20 protein-coding genes are annotated in these 21,773 nt (G+C 70.3%); 14 read left to right on the forward strand and 6 right to left on the reverse strand.

The annotated features are described in order from the left end of the window. The first annotated feature begins 27 nt into the window (after positions 1-27). Positions 28-633 carry a TetR/AcrR family transcriptional regulator gene (locus ACW4TU_RS38765; protein ID WP_457421154.1) on the forward strand — a complete coding sequence of 202 codons (606 nt, stop codon included), beginning with the start codon at positions 28-30 and terminating at the stop codon, positions 631-633. Positions 634-702: 69 nt separating this feature from the next. On the opposite strand, the gene ACW4TU_RS38770 is transcribed toward ACW4TU_RS38765, so the two are convergent. After that, positions 703-2,304 carry an FAD-dependent oxidoreductase gene (locus ACW4TU_RS38770; RefSeq protein ID WP_457421156.1) on the reverse strand — a complete coding sequence of 534 codons (1,602 nt, stop codon included), beginning with the start codon at positions 2,302-2,304 and terminating at the stop codon, positions 703-705. Between the two features lie 277 nt (positions 2,305-2,581). Between ACW4TU_RS38770 and ACW4TU_RS38775 the strand changes: the two genes are divergently transcribed. From ACW4TU_RS38775 to ACW4TU_RS38790, 4 genes are all read left to right on the forward strand, one after another. After that, entirely contained in the window at positions 2,582-3,421 is an 840-nt protein-coding gene (locus ACW4TU_RS38775) for a 2-keto-4-pentenoate hydratase (RefSeq protein ID WP_457421158.1), read from the forward strand. Continuing rightward, positions 3,418-4,389, forward strand: a complete 972-nt coding sequence (locus tag ACW4TU_RS38780) for an acetaldehyde dehydrogenase (acetylating) (RefSeq protein WP_457421160.1) — start codon at positions 3,418-3,420, stop codon at positions 4,387-4,389. Before ACW4TU_RS38775 ends, ACW4TU_RS38780 begins: the two co-directional genes overlap by 4 nt. Further along, positions 4,386-5,399 (forward strand): 4-hydroxy-2-oxovalerate aldolase, encoded by a 1,014-nt coding sequence (dmpG, locus tag ACW4TU_RS38785; RefSeq protein WP_457421162.1) that lies wholly within the window; start codon positions 4,386-4,388, stop codon positions 5,397-5,399. Before ACW4TU_RS38780 ends, dmpG begins: the two co-directional genes overlap by 4 nt. Positions 5,400-5,652: 253 nt before the next feature. Next, a complete protein-coding gene (locus ACW4TU_RS38790; RefSeq protein WP_457430535.1) occupies positions 5,653-6,375 on the forward strand; it encodes an IclR family transcriptional regulator in 723 nt (240 codons plus the stop codon). Positions 6,376-6,445: 70 nt separating this feature from the next. Here ACW4TU_RS38790 and ACW4TU_RS38795 read toward each other — a convergent pair whose 3' ends face one another. Next, positions 6,446-6,988: an SDR family NAD(P)-dependent oxidoreductase gene (locus ACW4TU_RS38795; protein WP_457421164.1), complete on the reverse strand. Its 543-nt coding sequence runs from the start codon at positions 6,986-6,988 to the stop codon at positions 6,446-6,448. Positions 6,989-7,192: 204 nt separating this feature from the next. Continuing rightward, on the reverse strand, positions 7,193-8,725 hold the full coding sequence (locus ACW4TU_RS38800; protein ID WP_457421166.1) for an acyl-CoA synthetase: 1,533 nt from the start codon (positions 8,723-8,725) through the stop codon (positions 7,193-7,195). Between the two features lie 276 nt (positions 8,726-9,001). Here ACW4TU_RS38800 and ACW4TU_RS38805 point away from each other — a divergent pair, with 276 nt between their 5' ends. The 3 genes from ACW4TU_RS38805 to ACW4TU_RS38815 all read left to right on the forward strand — a co-directional run bounded on the left by ACW4TU_RS38805 (position 9,002) and on the right by ACW4TU_RS38815 (position 12,054). Continuing rightward, a complete protein-coding gene (locus ACW4TU_RS38805; protein WP_457430537.1) occupies positions 9,002-9,730 on the forward strand; it encodes an enoyl-CoA hydratase/isomerase family protein in 729 nt (242 codons plus the stop codon). 109 nt (positions 9,731-9,839) lie between these two features. Then, positions 9,840-10,898, forward strand: a complete 1,059-nt coding sequence (locus tag ACW4TU_RS38810; RefSeq protein ID WP_457421168.1) for a 2,3-butanediol dehydrogenase — start codon at positions 9,840-9,842, stop codon at positions 10,896-10,898. Between the two features lies 1 nt (position 10,899). Further along, the gene (locus tag ACW4TU_RS38815) at positions 10,900-12,054 is read left to right on the forward strand and encodes an acyl-CoA dehydrogenase family protein (protein ID WP_457421170.1); all 1,155 of its coding nucleotides are present in this window, start codon (positions 10,900-10,902) and stop codon (positions 12,052-12,054) included. Between the two features lie 119 nt (positions 12,055-12,173). On the opposite strand, the gene ACW4TU_RS38820 is transcribed toward ACW4TU_RS38815, so the two are convergent. Then, positions 12,174-12,881, reverse strand: coding sequence for a TetR/AcrR family transcriptional regulator (locus ACW4TU_RS38820; protein ID WP_164415294.1), 708 nt, complete (start codon positions 12,879-12,881; stop codon positions 12,174-12,176). Positions 12,882-13,096: 215 nt separating this feature from the next. On the opposite strand from ACW4TU_RS38820, the gene ACW4TU_RS38825 reads away from it, so the two are divergent. Beyond that, on the forward strand, positions 13,097-15,118 hold the full coding sequence (locus tag ACW4TU_RS38825; RefSeq protein ID WP_457421172.1) for an alpha-ketoacid dehydrogenase subunit alpha/beta: 2,022 nt from the start codon (positions 13,097-13,099) through the stop codon (positions 15,116-15,118). A gap of 75 nt (positions 15,119-15,193) precedes the next feature. Here ACW4TU_RS38825 and ACW4TU_RS38830 read toward each other — a convergent pair whose 3' ends face one another. Continuing rightward, positions 15,194-16,240 (reverse strand): cyclase family protein, encoded by a 1,047-nt coding sequence (locus tag ACW4TU_RS38830; RefSeq protein ID WP_457421174.1) that lies wholly within the window; start codon positions 16,238-16,240, stop codon positions 15,194-15,196. A gap of 160 nt (positions 16,241-16,400) precedes the next feature. Between ACW4TU_RS38830 and ACW4TU_RS38835 the strand changes: the two genes are divergently transcribed. Then, positions 16,401-16,802 carry a nuclear transport factor 2 family protein gene (locus ACW4TU_RS38835; RefSeq protein ID WP_457421176.1) on the forward strand — a complete coding sequence of 134 codons (402 nt, stop codon included), beginning with the start codon at positions 16,401-16,403 and terminating at the stop codon, positions 16,800-16,802. 36 nt (positions 16,803-16,838) lie between these two features. Beyond that, positions 16,839-17,246 (forward strand): nuclear transport factor 2 family protein, encoded by a 408-nt coding sequence (locus tag ACW4TU_RS38840; protein WP_457421178.1) that lies wholly within the window; start codon positions 16,839-16,841, stop codon positions 17,244-17,246. Positions 17,247-17,362: 116 nt separating this feature from the next. Here ACW4TU_RS38840 and ACW4TU_RS38845 read toward each other — a convergent pair whose 3' ends face one another. After that, on the reverse strand, positions 17,363-19,021 hold the full coding sequence (locus ACW4TU_RS38845) for a flavin-containing monooxygenase (protein WP_457421180.1): 1,659 nt from the start codon (positions 19,019-19,021) through the stop codon (positions 17,363-17,365). Between the two features lie 178 nt (positions 19,022-19,199). On the opposite strand from ACW4TU_RS38845, the gene ACW4TU_RS38850 reads away from it, so the two are divergent. From ACW4TU_RS38850 to ACW4TU_RS38860, 3 genes are all read left to right on the forward strand, one after another. Beyond that, positions 19,200-19,592, forward strand: a complete 393-nt coding sequence (locus ACW4TU_RS38850) for a carboxymuconolactone decarboxylase family protein (RefSeq protein ID WP_457421182.1) — start codon at positions 19,200-19,202, stop codon at positions 19,590-19,592. Positions 19,593-19,670: 78 nt separating this feature from the next. Beyond that, positions 19,671-20,411 (forward strand): SDR family NAD(P)-dependent oxidoreductase, encoded by a 741-nt coding sequence (locus ACW4TU_RS38855; protein WP_457421184.1) that lies wholly within the window; start codon positions 19,671-19,673, stop codon positions 20,409-20,411. A 161-nt stretch (positions 20,412-20,572) separates the two neighbouring features. Continuing rightward, the gene (locus ACW4TU_RS38860; protein ID WP_457421186.1) at positions 20,573-21,769 is read left to right on the forward strand and encodes an NAD(P)/FAD-dependent oxidoreductase; all 1,197 of its coding nucleotides are present in this window, start codon (positions 20,573-20,575) and stop codon (positions 21,767-21,769) included. Positions 21,770-21,773 lie beyond the last annotated feature (4 nt).

Below are 21,773 nucleotides of genomic sequence, written 5' to 3' on the forward strand. Positions count from 1 at the left end.
CGACATGCGACCTGGGGGGCCGACGACGTGGCGAGACCCGCAGAGGTACGGCGACCCGCCGCTCCCATGTCGAGCCGCCAGGCCGCCCGCCGGGTACGCATCCTGCGCGCCGCCTCCGAACTCGGCGCCCGCGAGGGGCTCGCCCGGGTGCAGATGCAGGACGTGGCCAGGGAGGCCGGCGTCGCGATCGCCACGCTGTACCGCTACTTCCCGTCCAAGCCGTATCTGTTCCTGTCCGTTCTCGAGTGGCACATCGAGCAGTTCCTCGGGGGCCGGGACGCCGGTTCCGCCGCCGACGGGAACGACCCGGCGACGGAGGTGGCGCGGACCCTCGTCGCGCTGAGCGGAAAGCTGCTGGCCAGCCCCCTGCTGGCGTCGGCGGTGGCGGTGTCGTCGTTCACGGAGTACGCGAGCGTCGTCCCGACCCGGTTCGACATCGTCGAGCGGGCCCTGGGACAGCGCCTCCTGCACCTGCTCGGCTGCCGCACGGACGCGGAGACCGCGCGCAGCAGGGTACGGCTGCTCGTCTACAGCTGGTGGGGTCTGTTCGTGTCCATGCTGACCGAGGAGATCACCACCGAGCAGGCGGAGGCGGACCTGCACCTGGCCGCGCGACTGATCGCCGCGCCCTGAACGCGGACACGAACACGAGGACGCGGCTGTGCCCGGGACACGACAGGTGTCCCGGGCACAGCCGTGGGGTCAGTCCTTCGCGCCGACGATGTCGAGCACCGCGAGGTAGGAGAAGGCGAGACTCGAACCGATCGGGGTGCCCGCACCCGGGTACACGCGTCCGGACATCGCCGCCGCGGTGTTCCCGCTCGCGTAGAGCCCGTCGATCGCGCTGCCGTCGGGCCGCAGTACCCGCGCGTTCTCGTCGGTCGTCAGGCCGCCCTTGGTGCCGATGTCGGCCGGGAGGATGGTCGCGACGTAGTACGGCGGGGTGTCGAGCGGCAGCAGCAGCGGGTTCGGCCAGTCCGGCGTGGGCGGCGCGGGGTAGTTCAGCGCGGGCAGGGCGGGGAAGCCCAGCACGTAGTGGGCGATCTGGTCCCAGGGCGACTCACCGCGATGGAACCTCTCGTCGACCCCGGTCTGCGAGTAGCCGTTGAACTCCTCGATGCTCTCGCGCAGGGTGTCGAGCGGTACGTCGATCAGCTTCGCCACCTCCTCCAGGGTGTCGGCCTTCTTCAGCGCGCCCGACTCGAACCACTCGGGGCGCACCGGCTCGTCGGCGGGTCCGCCGAAGCTGTCCCGGTCGAGCTGGCGCTGGTCGATGATCCAGTGGGCGGGGATGTGCGAGACACCTGTCGTCCTGTGCAGCCGGAGGATCTCGTGCCCGGCCTGGTCGTACGGGCGGGTCTCGTTCATGAAGCGCTCACCTGCGGCGTTGACCCAGATCCCGCCCCGCGTGCCCGTGTGGAAGACGGGCAGCCCGTCCGGCCACACCAGGCCCGGCACGAGCCAGGCCTCGTCGAGCAGGTCGGTCGCGGCACCGATCGCCATCCCCGCCAGCAGGGCGTCGCCGGTGTTGCCCGGGGCACCGTGCGACCACTCGCCGGTGAGCGGCGGCTGGTGCTTCCTGCGCAGGTCGGGGTCGCGCTCGAAGCCGCCGGCGGCGAGGATCACGCCCCGCGAGGCGCGGATCCGGACGGGCTCACCCTCGCTGACGGCGTTCACCCCGACGACCCTGCCGTCCTCGACGATCAGGCTCTCCAGCGCGGTGTCGAGCTTGAGCGTGCCGTTGCCGGTCTCCAGGAACGCGGCCAGCGCCCGGCCGATCAGCGCGCGGCCACCGTTGAGCACCGGACCCTGGTCGACGCCCCACCGCTCCATCGAGACGGGCTCGCGCACGAGCCGGGCGTGCTCGCCGAGCTCGGCGGCGGGAATCTCCGGCGGAAAGATGGTGTGCCCCGCCGGGGAAGCGCCGGGGGCGTCGGCGTAGTACTCCGGCACGGGCGCGTACACGAACGACCTGAACCACTCGTTCTGCTCCAGCTCGTCGATCAGCTGGACGCCCGCCCGCAGGTAGGCGTCCTGGCGCTTCTCCCGGGAACGGTCGTCGACGATGGTGCGCAGATACGTCCGGGAACCCTCGACCCCGTCGTCGACGCCGGCCCGCCGCAGCGGTGCGGAGCCCGGGAACCAGAGCCCGGCACCGGAGTAGGCGGTGGTGCCGCCCACCCGGTCGGTCTTCTCGATGACGAGCGTGCGCAGGCCGCGCGAAGCAGCCACATACGCCCCGACCAGACCTCCGCCGGACCCTACGACGACCACGTCGTAGACATCTTCGTTGATGCTCACCATGACCTCCTCATGAATGCCGACGTTCTTGGTGGGGGTGCGTGGGGGGACCGCGACCACAGGGTGGGGGACGCCGGACGGAGACGGTCGACAGCCTCTCGCCACCAGCCGTTCAGCGGTGCGCCGGACGACGGTAACGAGCCGCCGCCGCGACGGCGTTCGGCCATCTCGCTCACCGAGACGCCCCGGTCGACACCCCAGTCCCGCTCAGCGGAACGTCCGTGCCTGCCACGCGCCGGGGCCGCTCAGGCTGGAGACCCGGTACGAGCTGAGGATGCGAATGACAGACATTGGGGAACCGACGGCCGTCGCGCAGCGCGCGGCCGTCGTCGCCGAGGCGGCAGCGCGACTGGCCGGCGCGGCCCGGGACCACAAACCGTGTGCCCCCGTGCGGGACCTGCTCGGCACGAGCGACATCGGCCTCGCGTACGCCGTTCAGCAACGCGTCATCGGCGACCGGATCACCGCCGGAGCTCGGGTCGTCGGCCGCAAGATCGGGCTCACGTCCGAGTCGGTCCAGCGCCAGGTGGGCGTCGACCGGCCCGACTTCGGGGTCCTGCTGGACGACATGGACGTCTCCGGGCTGCCGGAGGTCCCCAGCGGACGACTGCTGCAGCCCCGGGTCGAGGCGGAGATCGCGTTCGTGCTCGCCGCCGACCTGGACGACGACGACCTCGACATCGAGCGGGTCCGCTCGGCGGTCGGACATGCCGTGGCCGCGCTGGAGATCGTGGACAGCCGGGTCGCCGACTGGGACATCGCGATCACGGACACGGTCGCCGACAACGCCTCCAGCGGCCTGTTCGTCCTCGGCGACGAGCGCGTCGGCCTCAAGGAGTTCGAACCCCGCGACGTGACCATGCGGTTGTACGCAGACGGCGCGCTCGCGTCCGAGGGCACCGGAGCCGCCTGCCTCGGCGACCCGCTTGCCGCGCTGCTCTGGCTGGCCCGTACCGCCCGGGAGTTCGGCGACCCGCTGCGCGCCGGCCAGGTCGTGCTCTCGGGCGCCCTGGGCCCGCTCGTCCCCACCCCGCCGGGCAGCACCGTACGGGCCGAGATGCCGGGCCTGGGATCGGTGACAGCGACCTTCTCCGCCAAGGGACTTGAGGAAGACGGATGACGAAGACCAAGGTGGCCGTTATCGGCTCCGGCAACATCGGCACCGACCTGATGATCAAGGTGCTGCGCCTGTCCGACACCCTGGAGATGGCCGCGATGGTGGGCATCGACCCGGACTCGGACGGACTGGCGCGCGCCGCCCGCCTGAAGGTCCCCACCACGCACGAGGGCGTGGACGGGCTGATCCGGATGGACGGCTTCGACGAGATCGGCATCGTCTTCGACGCCACGTCGGCGAAGGCCCACGTCGAGAACGCCAAGAAGCTCGCCCCGTACGGCAAACGCCTCGTCGACCTCACCCCGGCGGCCATCGGCCCGTTCGTGGTGCCCCCGGTGAACCTGGACGAGCACCTGAACGCCGCCGACAACGCTGTCGACAACCTGAACATGGTCACCTGCGGCGGCCAGGCGACGATCCCGATCGTCCACGCGGTCAGCCGCGTCACCCCCGTGCCCTACGCCGAGATCGTCGCGTCGATCGCCTCGAAGTCGGCCGGGCCCGGCACCCGGGCCAACATCGACGAGTTCACCGAGACGACGTCCGAAGCGATCGAGAAGGTGGGCGGCGCCCGGCGCGGCAAGGCGATCATCGTCCTGAACCCGGCCGAACCCCCGCTGATCATGCGGGACACGGTGTACTGCCTGATCGGCGACGCCGACCACGAGGCGATCCGTGCCTCCGTCGAGGAGATGGTCGCGGCGGTCGCCGAGTACGTGCCGGGCTACCGGCTCAAGCAGCGGGTCCAGTTCACGCCGGTCCCTGACGAGGACCCGGTGCACACGCTCTTCACCGGCGACCCCTCCGAGGCGACCACCAAGGTCTCCGTCTTCCTCGAAGTGGAGGGCGCCGCCCACTACTTGCCCGCCTACGCCGGCAACCTCGACATCATGACCTCGGCCGCCCTGCGCGTCGCCGAGCGCATCGCCCAGCGATTCTCCTCCGAGGCGACCACCGAGGTGACCACATGACCGCCACCCCCAGGCTCTACGTCCAGGACGTCACCCTCCGGGACGGGATGCACGCCATCCGGCACCGGATCACCCCCGAGTTCGTGGCGAAGATCTCCAGGGCCCTCGACCAGGCGGGCGTGGACGCCATCGAGGTCGCCCACGGCGACGGGCTGGCCGGCGGCAGCCTCAACTACGGGCCGGGCAGCAACACCGACTGGGAGTGGATCGAGGCGGCGGCCGACGTCATCGAGCGAGCCACCCTCACCTCCCTCCTGCTGCCCGGCATCGGCACGATCGTCGAGCTCAAGCGGGCCTACGCCCTCGGGGTCCGCTCGGTGCGCATCGCCACGCACTGCACGGAGGCGGACGTCGCCGCCCAGCACATCTCCACCGCCCGCGAACTCGGCATGGACGTCTCCGGGTTCCTGATGATGGCCCACATGGCGTCCCCGGAGGTCCTCGCCGGGCAGGCGAAGCTGATGGAGTCGTACGGCGCGCACTGCGTGTACGTCACCGACTCCGGCGGCCGGCTGACCATGGACGGGGTGCGCGACCGGATCCGCGCCTACCGGGACGTGCTCGATCCGGAGACCCAGATCGGCATCCACGCGCACGAGAACCTGTCCCTCTCGGTGGCCAACTCGGTGGTGGCGGTCGAGGAGGGGGTGGCCCGGGTCGACGCGTCGCTCGCCGGACAGGGCGCCGGCGCGGGCAACTGCCCGATCGAGCCGTTCATCGCCGTCGCCAACCTCCAGGGCTGGAAGCACGACTGCGACCTGTTCGCCCTCCAGGACGCCGCCGAGGACCTGGTCCGCCCGCTCCAGGACCGGCCGGTGCGCGTCGACCGGGAGACCCTCACCCTCGGCTACGCCGGCGCCTACTCCAGTTTCCTGCGCCATGCCGAGGCGGCGGCGGAGCGCTACGGCCTCGACGCCCGCACGATCCTCCTGGAGGTCGGCAGGCGCGGACTCGTCGGCGGCCAGGAGGACATGATCGTGGACATCGCCCTGGACCTCACCCGGGGCTGACACCGGCCGTCGTACCGCTCCCCGGAAGCAGTCTTCCGGGGAGCGGTACCTTTTTACGTCCCGGATTATTAGACCGAGCGCCCCAATTAGTCGGTGCACGACTCTTTCTCTGCGGCCCATGGCATTGGTACCTTGACGCCGAAGCCGAACTAGAATTGATTTCAGTTTGAGCAGAGAGGCACCGACGATGACGTCTGCCCTTCGCCTGGACTCGCGACCCTCCGAGGTCGTCGGGCAGGTGCTGCCTCCGTCGATGATGGAGCGCGTGACGCTGATCATGGACCTTTTCGAACGTCCGCAGACCCATCTGACACTCGAAACGGTCTCGCGCCGGACCCATCTCCCGCGCTCCACCACCCACCGGATACTCGACCAGCTGGTCCGCCTGGACTGGCTGCGCCACACGGTGGCCGGATACACGCTGGGACAGCGGGCGCTCGGCCTGGGCGGCCGGGAGATCGGCCACAGCGCGCTGCGGTCGGCCGCCGCGCCCCACCTCCTCGACCTGGCCGTTCGCACCAGAATGGTCGTCCACCTGGCCGTGCTCGACGGGCCCGAGATCTACTACCTGGACAAGATCGGAGGCCGGGCGGCGGTCGACATCCCGTCGAAGGTCGGGGGCCGCGCGGTCGCCCACTGCACCGGGCTCGGCAAGGCCATGCTCGCCTGGCTGAGCCCCGAGGAGATCGACACGCGGTACGCACAGCTGATCGAGCGCCGTACCGACCACAGCATCGGCCACCTCGACCACCTGCACCGCGAACTCCGCACGGTGCGCCGCCGCAACGGCCTGGCGATCGACCGCGGAGAGTGTTTCCCGGACCTCGGCTGCGTCGGCCTCGCCCTGCGCGGCCCCGAAGGCCCGATCGGCGCGATCTCGGTCGTCGGCGACGGCAGCTCCTCCCTGGAACTGGTGGCCCCCCTGGTGGTGAACGCGGTAAAGGCGGTCTCCGAGGACCTCTTCGGAATCGGCTGAGCGGAAACGCCCCCGACAGGGGCGCGGGGCTGTACCGATCTGCGGCTCCGCCGCGTGGGCGCGACAAGCCTCATCGACCCGCGGCCAGGGAACCGCCCATGCCGCGCAGCGTCTCTCGCCGGGCGGTGCAGCCGCCATCCACAGTGACAGTCGTCCCCGTGACAAAGCGCGACGCGTCCGAGGCAAGGAACACCGCCGCGCCCCCAAGTTCCTCGGGCGCACCCACCCCTCCCAGCGGCGTGCCCCGCACAACCCGCTCACCCAGCGGCTGTCCAACAGGCCGGCGCTGAGATCCGTACGGAAACAACCGGGCGCGAGCGCGTTCACCCGCACCCCCCCGGTCCGCCCATCCCACGGCCGGCGACTCGGTGAGCGCCTCGACCCCGCCCTCGCCGGCCGCATACGCGGCGATCTGCTCGAACCCCGTACTCGCGTGCACCGAGGAGGGGTTGACGATCGACCCGGAGCCCTGCTCCAGCATGACCCGCCCGGCCTCCCGGCGGCAGTGGACGGTGCCCTGGAGGTTGACGGCGATCACACGCTGCCAGTCCTCGTCGGTGACCCACTCGCTCCGGCTGAAGCGCGGACCGACCCCGGCGCAGTCGATCACCACGTCGAGCCGGCCCGTCCACTCGACGACGCCCCACCATGGTCCGTCCGTACGGCGGTGGAATCGTCGACCGAGCCGGGCCGCACCAGCGCCTTGCCGCCGTCCCCGGCCGGTTCCGCTTCCAGGCTGTCCAGGTCCGCCGCCGTACGGCCGTCACCGTCACCGCCACTTTCGCCCAGGCCTGGGCCGGGGCGACCGCGATGGTGGTCAGCTCTCCGCCGGGATGTCGCGCAGCGTCCGCTTGAGGACCTTGCCCGAGGGGGTGCGGGGGAGTTCGTCGACGACGTCGAAACGCGCCGGCACCTTGAACTTCGCCAGGCGCCCCTGACAGAACTCCCGCAGCTCGTCGACGCCGGCGTCCGTGCCCGGCCGGAACACCACGAAGGCGCGCGGGACCTCACCCCAGCGCGGGTGGGTCAGACCGACGACCGCGGCTTCCAAGACGGCTGGGTGTTCGTACAGAACCCGTTCGACCTCGGGGGTGGCGATGTTCTCGCCGCCGGAGACGATCATGTCCTTCTTGCGGTCGTCGATGTAGAGGAAGCCCTCCTCGTCGACATGTCCGATGTCGCCGGTGTGGAACCAGCCGTCCCGCAGCGCCGCGGCCGTCGCCTTCTCGTCGCGCCAGTAGCCCGCGAAGACCTTCGGGCCGCGCAGCGTGATCTCGCCGAGCTCGCCCGCCGGGGCCTCCTTGTCGGTGTCGTCGACGATCCGGATCCGGGTGTGCGGTACGGGCCGTCCGACCGAGCCCAGTTTGGACAGGGCGTGCTCGCGGTCGAGGAAGGTGTCGCCCGAGACCGTCTCGGTCAGACCGTAGGCATCCGCGAACCAGGCGTTCGGGAACGCGGTCATGATGCGCCGCAGCACCGGCTCGGGGGTCTTCTCGCCGCCGCCCACGATGAAACGCATCGAGCTGGTGTCGTACGACTCCCGGTCCGGCACCTCCAGGACGGCGTTCACCATCACCGGGGCCAGCCAGGCGTTGGTGACCTTGTGCTCCTGGATGGCCCGCAGGACACCCGGCGCGTCGAACTTGCGCTGGAGGACCACACCGCCGCCCGCGTACAGCACCGGAAGGGCGGGCATGTCGAGGCCGCCGACGTGGTAGAGCGGTCCGGCCACGAGTGTGGTGTCCGCCGCGGTGAGGCCGAAGTGGACGATCTGGGACACGTTCTTCGCGTGCAGATTGCCGTACGTGATGCGCACACCCTTGGGGCGTGAGGTGGTGCCCGAGGTGTACATCAGCCGCTGGAGGTCGTCCGGCCCGACCTCGACGGGGTCCACCCGGGCGCCCTCGTGCCGGTCGAGCAGCGCCTCGTAATGGGTCCACTCGTCCGATTCCGGTTCACCGTCCACCAGGACGCGGTGCTCCAGATCCTTGAGTTTCCCGGCGATCCGGTCGGCCGCCCGGACGAACTCCGGTTCGGTGATGATCGCCTTCGCCTGGGAGTGGCCCAGGATGTACGCCCATTCCTCCTCGGACAGGCGGTAGTTCAGCGGGAGGAAGACCGCCCCGACGCGGTTGGCCGCATAGACGAGTTCCAGGAACTCCGGCCGGTTGTAGAGCAGCAGCCCGACGACGTCGCCGCGCCGGACGCCCAGCTCCGTCAGGCCCGCGGCCAGCCGGTTGACCCGGTCATGGAGTTCGCGCACCGTCAGGATGCGGTCCTCCTGTGTGACGGCCACGGCTTCGGGCCGCTGGGTCAGGTGGTAATCGAGGATGCTCGCGAAATTGTGCACGGGTCTCTCTCGCTCAGTGTCTGCACGGCGAATGCTTCTTGCCACCGCTCATGCGGAAAGGCGGGTTCCGGCCGGTTGGTTGCCCGCTACCATGATTTAGTGTACCTCTTGGTCTATAAAACTTGTTGGCCGAACTGTACGACGACACGAACCCATCGACAACCATCTGCGCGCCGGTGGGTTCGCCTTGTTTCCCCCGCTGAGGAGGCCCTGGTGCCGCGCATCCGTCTCGACACCGACGGACCCGTTGTCACGGTCCGCCTCGACCACCCGCCGATGAACGCCTTCGACACCGCCCAGCGCGACGAACTGGCCGCCCGCGTACGCGAGCTGGCCGACTCGCCCCGGGTACGGGCCGTCGTGCTCTACGGCGGTGAGCGGCTGTTCGCCGCCGGGGCGGACGTCAAGGCGCTCGCCGCGATGGGCATCGAGGAGGTGCGGGGCTGGAACCGTGCCCTGCAGCGCACCTTCGACGAGGTCGCGCAGCTGCCCATGCCGGTCGTCGCGGCGATCACCGGGTACGCGCTCGGCGGCGGCCTCGAACTGGCCCTGGCCGCCGACTACCGCATCGCGGCCGACGACGCGCTCCTCGGGCAGCCCGAGGTGCTGCTCGGGATCATCCCGGGCTCGGGCGGCACCCAGCGGCTGACCCGTCTGATCGGCCCGTCCCGCGCCAAGAACCTGCTGATGACCGGCCGCCGGGTGGACGCGGCCGAGGCACTCCGACTGGGCCTGGTGGACGAGGTGGTCCCGGCGCCGGAGGTGCACGCCACCGCCCTCCGTTACGCCCACCGCCTGGCCGAGGGACCGGCGGCAGCCCTGGAGGCCATCAAGGAGGCCGTCAACCACGGCACCGACACCTCCATGTCCGCCGGCCTGGCTCTCGAACGCTCCCTGTTCACCGGGGTGTTCGGCACGCAGGACGCGACGACGGGCCTCCGGTCCTTCCTGGAACACGGCCCGGGCAAGGCCCGCTTCGAGAGCCCCGGGCAAGGCGCCCCGTAAGGGGTCGCCTTGCAGGGGCGCGGGGAACTGCGCGACCAGCCCCCACCGGACCCGCAGCGTGCAACGCATCGCACCGCACCGACCACCACGACACGAAAGGAGGAGAAGCATGAAAGCCCTGCGCTGGCACGGCGCCCGAGACCTGCGCCTGGAGGAGGTACCGGACCCCCCCGACCCAGGTCCCCACGAGGCCGTTGTGGAGGTGAGCTGGTGCGGGGTCTGCGGCACGGACCTGCACGAGTTCCTCGAAGGCCCCCACATGATCCGCGACGGCGCGCACCCCCTCACCGGCGCCGCCCCACCCCTCGCCCTCGGCCACGAACTCAGCGGCACCGTCGTCGCGTTGGGCACCGCGACACCCGGCATCACGGTCGGCGACCGGGTGACCGCCGACCCCGTCTGGAGCTGCGGCGTCTGCTTCTGGTGCGCCCGGGGCGAGTACCACATCTGTCCGAAGAGCGGCTCCGTCGGCCTCGCCTCGCCCGGCGCCTTCGCCGACCGTGTCACCGTGCCGCTCACCGGGCTGACCCGGCTGCCCGACAACGTCAGCGACGAGATGGCCGCCGTCGCCGAACCCCTCGCCGTGGGCCTGCACGCCGTCACCCGGGCGGGAGTACGGCCGGGCGACAACGTCCTGGTCGTCGGCGGCGGCCCGATCGGCGTCGCCGTGGTCCTCGCGGCCCGTATCGCCGGTGCCGCCGGGCTCTATGTGAGCGAACCCCTCGCAGGGCGCCGCGAGTTGCTGCTCGGCCTCGGCGTCACCGAGGCGTTCGACCCGCGCGAGACGGACGTACGCCGTGAGGTGTTCCTGAAGACCGGCCGCATCGGCCCCGACGTCGTCATCGACGCGACCGGTGTGCCCGCGCTCGCCGGGCAGGCCGTCGCCACGGTCCGGCGCGGCGGACGGGTCGTGCTGGCCGGTGTCGGGCACGGCAGCGTCGAGTTCGACATGGGGCAACTGGTCTTCTACGAGCGCTCCGTGGTCGGGACCCTCGGCTACAACTTCGACATCCCCCGGGTGATCGACCTGATGAGCACCGGGCGCCTGGACGCCTCCGCTCTGGTCACCGGGCGTTTTCCGCTCGCGGACGGAGCCGGGGTCTTCGCGGACCTGGCCGCCGACCGGGCCAGGCACCTCAAGGTGCTGCTGACTCCGAAGGGACTGTGACATGGATTTCGACCTGCCGGAGGAGACCCGGGACCTCCAGGAGATGGTCCGCGAGTTCGCGGCGAAGGAGATCGCTCCGAACGCCGCGCAGTGGTCCGAGACCGAGACGTTCCCGACCGAGATCTTCACCAAGCTCGGCGAACTCGGCCTGATGGGCATGCTCGTGCCCGAGGAGTACGGCGGCGCCGGCTCCGACATGGTCTCCTACGTCGCGGTGATGGAAGAGCTCGGCGCGGCCGACCAGTCGGTCGCCTCCTCCTGGAACGCGCACTCGACCATCGCCACGCTGCCGCTCCTGACCTACGGCACCGAGACACAGAAGCAGCGCTGGCTGGCCCCGCTGGCCAGGGGCGAGGCCATCGGGGCGTTCGGCCTGACCGAGCCAGGTGCCGGTTCCGACGCGGCCGGCATCACCACCACGGCCCGCCGGGCGGACGGTGGCTGGCTGATCAACGGCACCAAGATGTTCATCACCAACGCCGGCACCGACATCAGCCAGGGTGTCACCCTGCTGGCCACGACCGGAAAGGGCGAGGACGGGCGGAAACGGTTCGCCACCTTCTACGTACCGACCGGGACGCCCGGTTACAGCTGCGGCGCCAAACTGAAGAAGCTCGGCTGGCACGCCATGGACACCCGGGAACTGGTCTTCGAGGACTGCTGGATCGCCGAGGACCATCTGATCGGCGAGGAGGGCAACGGGCTGCGCCAGTTCCTCGCCGTCCTCGACAAGGGCCGTGTCAGCGTCGCCGCGCTGGGTCTGTCGCTGACCAGGGCGGCGCTGACGCTGGCCGTCAAACACGCCACGGAACGCCACCAGTTCGGCCGCCCGCTGTCGGCCTTCCAGGCGGTCGCCCACAAGATCGCCGACATCGGTACGGAGCTCCAGGCCGCCCGCTGGATGGTCTACCGGGCCGCCTGGCTCGCCGACCAGGGGCGTCCGTACGGCACGGAGGCCGCCATGGCCAAGCTGTACGCCTCCGAGGTGGCCAACCGGGCCGCCTCCCAGGCGGTGCAGATCCACGGCGGATACGGCTATGTACGGGAGTCGGAGATCTCCCGGTTCTACGCCGACGCCAAGATCCTGGAGATCGGCGAGGGCACCAACGAGATCCAACGCGACGTCATAGCCCGGGCGTTGCTGAAGCAGGCGTGACACGAGCGAGCGTCGCACGAGCAGGCCGGTGCGGGACACGAAGAAGCCCGCGGCGCGTGCCGCGGGCCCCTGTACCGGCTGTACCGGCCGTATCGGTCGTGCTGGTGGTACAGGCCGGCTCAGCTCGCCAGGGCGGCCGGCTGCCACACGGCCTCGGGGTCGAGCGGCAGGTCCGGCCGGTCGCGCTTGAAGGCCGCGGCCTCCTGCTCCACGTCCGGCAGGGCGGCGCCGGGTGCTCCGAACCCCCGCAGGAGCGTGTCGCAGTACTCGCTGGACAGGTACGAGGCGTCCCAGTCGCCGTCCGGCTTCACCCATTGGTAGGTGTGGTTGTGCAGATTCAGGAACTGCAGGGTGGCCAGGTGCGGTTCGACCGCGCGGAAGGTGCCCTGCTCCACGGCCTCCGTGAGCAGTCCCCGGACCAGTTGCTCGAACTCCGCGCGCTGGCCGAGCAGCGTGTCGAGATAGTCGCCGGTGAGGCTGCGGTAGTCGTGTTCGTAGACCCAGATGTGGTCGAGCCTGCGGAAGATGATCGTCAGCAGCGACTCCGACAGCAGCCGCAGCCGCACCAGCGGGTCCGCGTCGAGGCCCGCGATCTCCCGGGCGCGGGACAGCAGCGGGCCCATCACCCGCGACTGGATCTCGATCAGCAGGTTCTCCTTGGACCCGATGTAGTAGTACAGGGCGCCCTTGGCGAGCCCGACCGCGCGGCCCAGTTCGTTGATGGAGGTCGCCGCGTAGCCGTAACGGGCGAAGAGGGTCGCCGCGGTGTCGATGATCTTCTGGCGTCGGACCTCGTAGTCCGGCCCGTGGCCCGGTGGTCGTGGCATGTGGTTCTCCCCGCCTGATGTGTCGACGTTTCGACGTGCCGATGAGACATGGCCCCGGGTCCGCGTCCGGACGGCCGGTGGCGCATCCGGGGGGAAGCGGGTCCGGGACCTCGTTCTATTGTGCTTGACCAGTTTGCTAGACCAGACGGTACATTAAAAGATGGACTCCGGCGGCGCGGCCTTGTACCGCCCGCGCGATCATTGCGAGGACGCGCATGACGACCGAGGCACCCCACCAGACAACGACCGGCTACGCCTTTTCGGCCGGTTCCGCCGGCTCCGCGCACGCGGAACAGCTCCTGGAAATGTACCGCCGGATGCGACGCATCCGGCGCTTCGAGGAGCGGGCGTCCGTCCTGTACAAGGCGACGGAGATCCCCGGCTTCCTGCACCTGTCGATCGGCCAGGAGGCCAGCGCGGTGGGCGCCTGCTGGCCGCTGCGCCCCGGCGACGGAATCACCTCCACCCACCGGGGGCACGGCCACGTCCTGGCCAAGGGCCTGGACACGGCGTCCATGATGGCCGAGCTGATGGGCAAGGAGGCCGGGACCTGTCACGGCCGCGGCGGTTCGATGCACATCGCCGACCCGGGCCTCGGCATCTACGGCGCCAACGGCATCGTCGGCGCCGGCCTGCCGATCGCCACCGGGGTGGCCACCGCGGCCAAGCTGCGCGCCGCGGGGGACGTGGTCGTGGCGTTCTTCGGGGACGGCGCGGTCGCCCAGGGCATGTTCCACGAGGCCGTCAACCTGGCCGCCGTATGGGACCTGCCCGTCGTCTTCCTGTGCGAGAACAACCACTACTCCGAGTTCTCGCCCGCGTCCGAACAGCACCGAGCCCCGCTCTCCGCCCGCGCCACCGGGTACGGCATCGACTACGCGCACGTCGACGGCAACGACGTCCTCGCGGTGGCGGGGCTGATGAACGACGTGGTGGAACGCCTGCGCGGCGGCGCGGGGCCCGTCCTCGTGGAGGCCGAGACCTACCGCTGGCACGGCCACTACGAGGGGGACCCCGAGCGCTACCGCAGCGTCGAGGAGGTCGCCGCCGCCAAGGAGCGCGACCCGCTGCTGGTCGCCCGCCGGCACCTCGCGGCGGCCGGCGTCCCGGCCGTGCTGGCCGACGCCGTCGACGAGGAGATCGACAAGGAGATCGAGGCGGCGGTGGAGTGGGCCAGGAGCCTGCCCGAACCGGCCCCCGAGACCCTGTACGACTTCGTCTCGGCGCCGCGCTCCACGATCCCCGAGCCGGCTCCCGCCGAGGGCGAGGTCTTCCGCTCCATGGACGCCGTACGCCTCGCCCTGGAACACGAACTCGCCGCCGACCCCGACGTGTTCCTCGCCGGGATCGACATCGGCGCGGGCGGCAACGTCTTCGGCCTCACCCGAGGCCTGGCCGACGCCTTCCCCGGCCGGGTCCGTGACACGCCGATCAGCGAGAGCGCCATCCTCGGTACGGCGGTCGGGGCGGCCATGGCGGGGATGAAGCCGGTGGTCGAGATCATGTACATGGACTTCATCGGGGTCGCCCTCGACATGCTCCTCAACCAGGCCGCCAAGCTGCGTTTCATGACCGGCGGCCGGGCCTCCATGCCGCTCGTCGTCCGCACCCAGTTCGGCGCGGGCCGCTCCTCGGGCAGCCAGCACTCGCAGAGCCTGGAGGCGCTGCTCGCCCACATCCCGGGCCTGACGGTGGTGATGCCGTCCAACCCGGCCGACACGTACGGTCTCCTGCGCGCCGCCATCCAGGACCCGAACCCGGTGGTCTTCGTGGAGAACCGGCTCCAGTACGGACTCAAGGGCCCGCGCCCGCCGGCCGACCACCTGATCCCGCTGGGCAAGGCCAAGGTGATCCGCGAGGGCACCGACATCACCCTGGTCTCCTGGTCACGGATGGTCCAGGACTGCCTGGCCGCCGCGGAGGTGCTGGCCGCCGAGGGAGTGAGCGTGGAGGTGATCGACCTGCGTACGGTCGCCCCGCTGGACCGGGAGACCGTGCTCGCCTCCCTCGCCAAGACCAACCGCCTGGTCATCGCCCACGAGGCCGTACGGGACTTCGGCGTCGGAGCCGAGCTGGCCGCGCTCGCCGTGGACGAGGGGTTCTGGCACCTGGACGCTCCGGTGACACGCGTGGCCCCGCCGCATGTTCCGGCGCCGTACGCGCCCTCCCTGGAGCGGGTGTGGCTGCCGTCGCAGGACACGATCGCCGAGACACTGCGACGGATCGCCGCGGTCTGACGGCACGGACGGACAGGGAAAAGGGAGAGGCCCCCGGGAGCGAGTCCTGGGGGCCTCTCCCTCGGGGAGTCCGTGTCAGACCGTCGCGATCGGTGTGAGGGGGCTGCCCTGGGTGCCGGGGAGGTTGAGTGGGGGTGCGGTGAGGAGGAAGCGGGTGCGGTGGTGTTCGCGCAGCCAGGCGGCGAGTTCGTTGAGGTACCAGAGTTCGCCGAGGGGGATGCCGAGTTTGAAGAGGCAGAGGTGGTGGATGGGCAGGAGGGAGTGGGGGCCGGTTTCGTTGCCGACGCCGACGCCTTCGACGGCGTAGTTGTCGGCGACGAGGCCGGCGAGCTGGGAGTCGGTGATCCACTGGAGGATCTCGGGGTCGTGGGCGTCGAGGTAGGCGGCGGTCCGGTGGATCGCGACGGGGTCGGGGTTCTTGTTCCAGGCGAGGATCTGGGTGGCGAAGCCGGTGTGGAGCAGGACGATGTCGCCGGGTTCGACGGTGACGTTGTCGGCGTCCATGATCTCGCGGAGTTGCCGGTAGTTGACGGGCTGGTATGCGGTGCCGAGGTGGTGGGCGATGTCGATGAGGACGCCGCGGCCCTGGACGCCGTGCTGGGCCATGTGTTCGAGGCCGAGGTGGCGGGCGAAGCCGAGGCTTCCGCTGCCGTCGCCCTTGGCGTCGTCCTGGGGTCCGACGAGGTCGGTGCCGGCGCGGTAGCCGTTGTAGTAGACGGCTTCGGCGACGCCGTCGGCGTCGGCGTCGAACTCGGCGCCCTGGTGGGCGAGGGCGTCCCACTGGGTGGAGTACTGCAGCCAGAGGGTGACCACGTCGTCGGACCACACGTCGATGAGGTCGGGGGAGAAGTGTTCGCTGGCCCTGATGTTGTAGAAGACGTCCTGGTTGTGCTGGAGGTCCTCGGTGGGGCGCAGGATCGGCGGGTAGCGGCGCTGGTTCATGGCCGACCCGCCGGGATAGTCGAGCGGCAGGCTGAGGCTGAAGGCGATGCCGTGCTCGACCTCGCGCACGCCCTGCAGGACCTTCTCCCGGGTGAGCAGGTTGATCCGGCCCAGTTCGTCGTCCTCGCCCCAGTCACCCCAGGTCGAGCCCGGCGGACGCTGCTTCCAACGCTTCGTCATGACTAACGCCTCCTCACGCGACGGTCCTCGTCGACGGTCGTCGGCATGCTATTTAGATTATACCGATCGGTCAACAACTGGAACTGGGGTCGCCGCAGCCCTTTTTATTGGTGCACGTTCAGCAATAGACTCAGTGGTCGAAACATCGACTGTTGGGGAGATGATGAGCGAATCCACACAGGCGTGGGTGGCTGCCGGCGTCCGTTCCGTGATCGGGACGCACACCCAGGCCCAGGACGCCGGACGCACCGACGAGATCGTCGCGCTGTACACGCCCGACGGGGTCCTGGAACTGCCGGGCACGGACCCCCTTCAGGGGCATGACGCCCTCCGCGCCGCCTTCAAGGGCTGGGCGCCGGAGAAGCCGCAGCTGCACCTGGTCACCAACACGGTCGTCACCTCCTCCGCCGACGACGAGGCGACGGCCACGAGCGACGTGGCCTTCCTCCAGCGCGGTGAGTCGGGCTGGGCGGTGCAGGTCGTCGGCCACTACGAGGACGAGCTGACCAGGGTCGACGGTACCTGGCTGCTCCGGCGCCGGAAGACGACGTACCAGGTCTGACCGCGTGTCCCCCTTTCGACTCGACCTTGGAGAGAGATGAGCACCACTTCCGCCGACGCCGAGGCGTCGGTCACCACCGGTGTGCACACCGCCATCGCCGCCTACGCGCAGGCGCTGGACACCGGCCGCAACGCCGACCTCGCCGAGCTGTTCGTGCCCGACGGTGTCGCCGAGATCGCCGGTATCGCGACCTTCGAGGGCCGGGACGCGATCCGCGAGGGCTTCGCGGCCTTCGCGCCGACCCAGCCGCAGCTGCACCTGGTGGCCAACACGGTGGTCACCTCGTACACCGAGGAGGAGGCCACGGCGGTCAGCAACCTGGCGTTCTTCCAGCGCGGTGAGTCGGGCTGGGCGGTGCAGCTCGTCGGCCGCTACGACGACACGCTGCGGCATCACGACGGCGCGTGGCGGTTCCAGCGGAGGGTCACGACCTTCCTGCCGTAACACGCCGAAGTGTCAACGCGCCGACGCACCAACATGTCAACGCGTCACGGAAAGCCGATGCTCGTGCCACCCGATCCGGCGGGTGGCACGAGCATCGGCTTTCCGTGTGCTCAGGCTCAGGCTTCGCTCTTCCGCTCCGTCGCCTTGGAGAAGGTGAGGGCGGGGAAGTCGTTCTGGACCGCCTCGCGGATCAGCTCCTGGAGCTTCCAGCGTCCGCTCGGGTTCAGCAGCTGCTTGACCGGCTTGCCGGGGATGTTGCCCCCGTAGAAGTAGCTGCTCTCCAGGAAGGACGACATCGTGCTGCTGTTCACACTCTCCGTCCACTCCTCCTCGGCGGCCCCGGTCACCTCGATGACGTCGTGACCGTGGTCGCGCGCGTGCACGATCGCGTCGGTCACGATCTCCACCTGGTCGCCGGCGTACCGCGGGTTGTTGCCCGTCGCGCCGTGCGGCCCGCCGGGGAAGAAGAAGTTCGGGAAGCCGGCCGTCGCGACCCCGAGGTAGGTGCGCGGGCCGTCCGACCAGTACTCCTTCAGCGGGATGCCCTGACGGCCCCGCACGCCGAGCCGGTTGAGGGCGCCGGTGCCGAAGTCGTAGCCGGTCGCCCAGATGATGATGTCGAACTCCTCGACACCCTCGGCGGTTTCGATCCCGTCCTCGGTGATGCGGGTGATCGGCGTCTCGTTGATGTCGACGAGGGAGACGTTCGGCTTGTTGTACGTCTCGTAGTAGCCGGTCCCGAAGGGGGGCCGCCGCCCGCCGTAGCCGTGGGCCTTGGGGATCAGCTTCGCAGCCGTCTCCGGGTCCTTGACGATGCTGCGGATCTTGTCGGCCATGAACGCGCACCACTCCGCGTTCACGGTCTCGTTCGAGAGCATGTCGTAGTAGTGCTCGGTCAGCTTGGTGAAGCCGGGCCCGTTCCACCGCTCCTCGTAGAACGCCTGGCGGTCCTCCGGGCTGTCCTCCAGGCCGGAACGCATGACGATCTGGTGGAGGAACCCGCTCGGCGAGGTGTTCAGCGTGTCGCGGATGGACTCGAAGTTCGCCTTCAGCTCCGCCTGCTCCTCGGGCGTGATCGGCCCGTTGTTGAGCGGCGTGAGCCAGTCGGCGTCCTTCTGGTAGACCGTCAGCTGGGCCACGTCGTCCGCGATCGCGGAGATGATCTGTACACCGCTGGATCCGGTGCCGATCTGGGCCACCCGCTTCCCGGTGAAGTCGATGGGTGTCTTCGGCCAGCGGCTGGTGTGGTGCTGCGCGCCGCGGAAGTCCTCGCGTCCCGGGATGGCCGGGATGAACGGCACCGAGAGGTTGCCGGTCGCCGCGACGACGAAGCGGGCCCGGACCTCCGTGCCGTCACTGCCCCGCACGGTCCAGGTCCCGGACGGCTCGTCGAAGACGGCCGCGGTCACCTTGACACCGAAGGAGATGTCGCGGCGCAGGTCGAACCGGTCGACGACGTGGTTGAAGTACCGCTCGATCTCCGGCTGGCCCGCGAACTTCTCCGACCACTCCCACTCCTCCCACAGCTCCTTGGAGAAGAGGTAGCCGTAGGTGTAGCTCTCGGAGTCGAAGCGCGCCTCCGGGTAACGGTTCCAGTACCAGGTACCGCCCACCCCGGTCCCCGCCTCCAGCAGCTTCACCGAGAACCCGGCCTCCCGGGCCAGGTACAGCTGGTAGATGCCGGTGACCCCGGCGCCGATGACCAGTACGTCGACCGTGCTGTCCGTGCTGCCTGCGCTGCTCTGGTCCGGGCTCGACTTCGTCGTCTCGCTCATGTGCTCTCCCGCGTGAGCCTTGATTCATATGTCGACCGCTCGGTCGAATATTCAGTGAGAGTAGATGAGAGGGCGGGTCCGGGCAATGGATGTGAATCTCGGCCGGGTCATTGATTGTACCGACCGTCTGATCTAACTTTCGCTGAAGGACGTGAAGCCGCGCAACGGGAGTACAGGTATGAGCGACAAGGGTGTCGAAGAGACCGCCGATCTGCGGGCCGCCGGCTGGAAGGCCATGCGCGCCGCCCTGCCCGGTGTGTTCCCCGAGGGCGACATCGATCTGCGGGACGGCCGCCTCGGCGAGGACCTCGTCGACATCGGGCTGCTCGGCGTCTGGGGCGGGCTCTGGGGCCGTGAGGGACTGGCTCCGCGGGACCGCAGCCTGGTGACGCTGGGCATCCTCATCGCCCTCGGTGCCGAGACCGAGCTGAAGACCCATGTCCGTATCGCCCGGACGAACGGACTGACCGAGGACGAGATCGCCGAGGTCATCTACCACTCCAGTGGCTACATCGGCTTCCCCCGGGCCGTGGCCGCCCGCACCGCGGCCCGCGAGGCCCTGGAGGGCTGACGGAACCCCTGTTCCGCCCCTGTATCGCCGCCGACCGGGCGTGAACCGTCGGCACCGCACATCACTCAAGGAGCACGCATGACACTGCAGGGAAAGGTCGCGGTCGTCACCGGCGGCGCCCGTGGCATCGGCCGTGGAATCGCGACCGTACTCGCCGCCAAGGGGGCCGCGGTCGCCGTCTGGGACCTGAACACCGAGGGCGCGGAGGAAACCGTCGCCCTGATCGTCAAGGGGGGCGGCACGGCGATCGCGGTGGGCGGTGACGCGGCCGACGCCGAGGCCGTGGCGGCCTCGGCGTCGCGCACCCGAGCGGAGCTCGGTCCGGTCGCGATCCTGGTCAACAACGCCGGAACGACCGCCTACGAGCCCTTCACGAGCATCAGCGAGGCGGCCTGGGACCGCATGATCGGGATCAACCTCAAGGGCCCGTTCCTGGTCACCAAGGAACTGGTGCCGGACATGGTCGAGGCGGGCTGGGGCCGGATCGTCAACATCTCCTCGTCGTCCGCGCAGACCGGCGCGCCCTCCATGGCCCACTACGCGGCCTCCAAGGGCGGTGTCATCGGCCTCACCCGGGCACTGGCGGTCGAGTACATCGAGAAGGGGATCACCGTCAACCACGTACCGCCCGGGTTCATCGACACCCCGCTGGTGCGCCAGGGCCCCGTCGACGTCGACGCGGTCGCCGCCATGATGCCGATGAAGCGGGCCGGCACCCCCGAGGACATCGCCTACGCGGTGGCCTATCTGGCCTCCGAGGAGGCGAGCTATGTGACCGGCCAGACGCTCAGTGCGAACGGTGGCCGCTATCTGGCCTGAGCGGCCCGGGCGGAGGGCGTCGCTGTCGGCCGTTCCTCCACGCAGGGTTGTTTGTACCGACCGGCAGGTATAACTTTCAGCGAAGTATCGAGCCACACCCGCAATGGAGCACGCATGAGCATCGACGACGACGTCAGAAACGGCACCCGCGGGGTGACCGGATGACGGGCCGTGTCCTGGTGGTGGGCGCCTCCGCGGCCGGGTTGTCCACGGTGGAGGCGTTGCGGCGCAAGGGGTACGTGGGTGGGGTGACGGTGCTGGGCGATGAGCCGCATGCTCCGTACGACCGTCCGCCGCTGTCCAAGCAGGTGCTGTCCGGGGCGTGGGAGCCGGCGCGGGCCGCGTTGCGGGCGCAGGAGCAACTGGATTCCCTGGACGCCGAGTTCGCGCTCGGCGATCCGGCGGTCGGTCTCGATCCGGTGTCGCGGACGGTTCATACGGAGTCCGGGCGGCAGGTGGCCGCCGACGCCGTGGTGATCGCGACGGGTGTGCGGGCGCGGAGGTTCCCCGGGCAGGGCGACCTCGCCGGTGTGCATGTGCTGCGCACACTGGATGACGCCTTGGCGTTGCGGGCGGATCTGGTGCCGGGCCGGCGGTTGGTGGTGGTCGGTGAGGGTGTGCTGGGATCGGAGATCGCGGCGACGGCACGGACGCTCGGCCTGGAGGTGACGCTGGCGGGCCCGTTGGCGGCGCCGATGGCGTTGCAGGTGGGTCCGTTGGTGTCGGGCGTGCTGGCCGGGCTGCACACCGAGCGCGGGGTGACGTTGCGGCTGGGTGAGGGTGTCGTCGGGCTGACCGGTGAGGGCGGTCGGGTGACGGGGGTGCGGCTGGCCTCGGAAGAGGTGCTGCCGGCCGATGTGGTGGTCGTCGCGATCGGTGCGGTGCCGGCGACGCGGTGGCTGGCGGACAGCGGCCTGACCCTGGACAACGGCGTGGTGTGTGACGCGCGGTGCCGGGCGGCCGAGGGGATCTACGCCGTCGGTGATGTGGCCCGCTGGCACCACGAGGGGCTCGGGCGGCTGATCCGGCTGGAGAACCGGACCAACGCCACGGAGCAGGCGATGGCGGTTGCCGGGGCGATCCTCGGCGAGGACCAGCCGTACGCGCCCGTGCCGTACTTCTGGACCGACCAGTACGACGCCAAGCTCCAGGTCCACGGCTTCCTGCCGGCGGATGCCGAAGTGGACGTCGTGGAGGGCGACTTGGCGGCCCGCCGCTTCGTCGCCCGCTACCGCGTCGACGGCCGGGTCACCGGCGTCCTCGGCTGGAACATGCCCAAACAGACCCGGCTGCGCCGCCAGGAAGTCGTCGACGGACTCCAGACCCCCGTCGAGCCCGCTCCCGCCCCCGTCCACTGAAGTT

Source organism: Streptomyces kryoterrae (assembly GCF_054072135.1).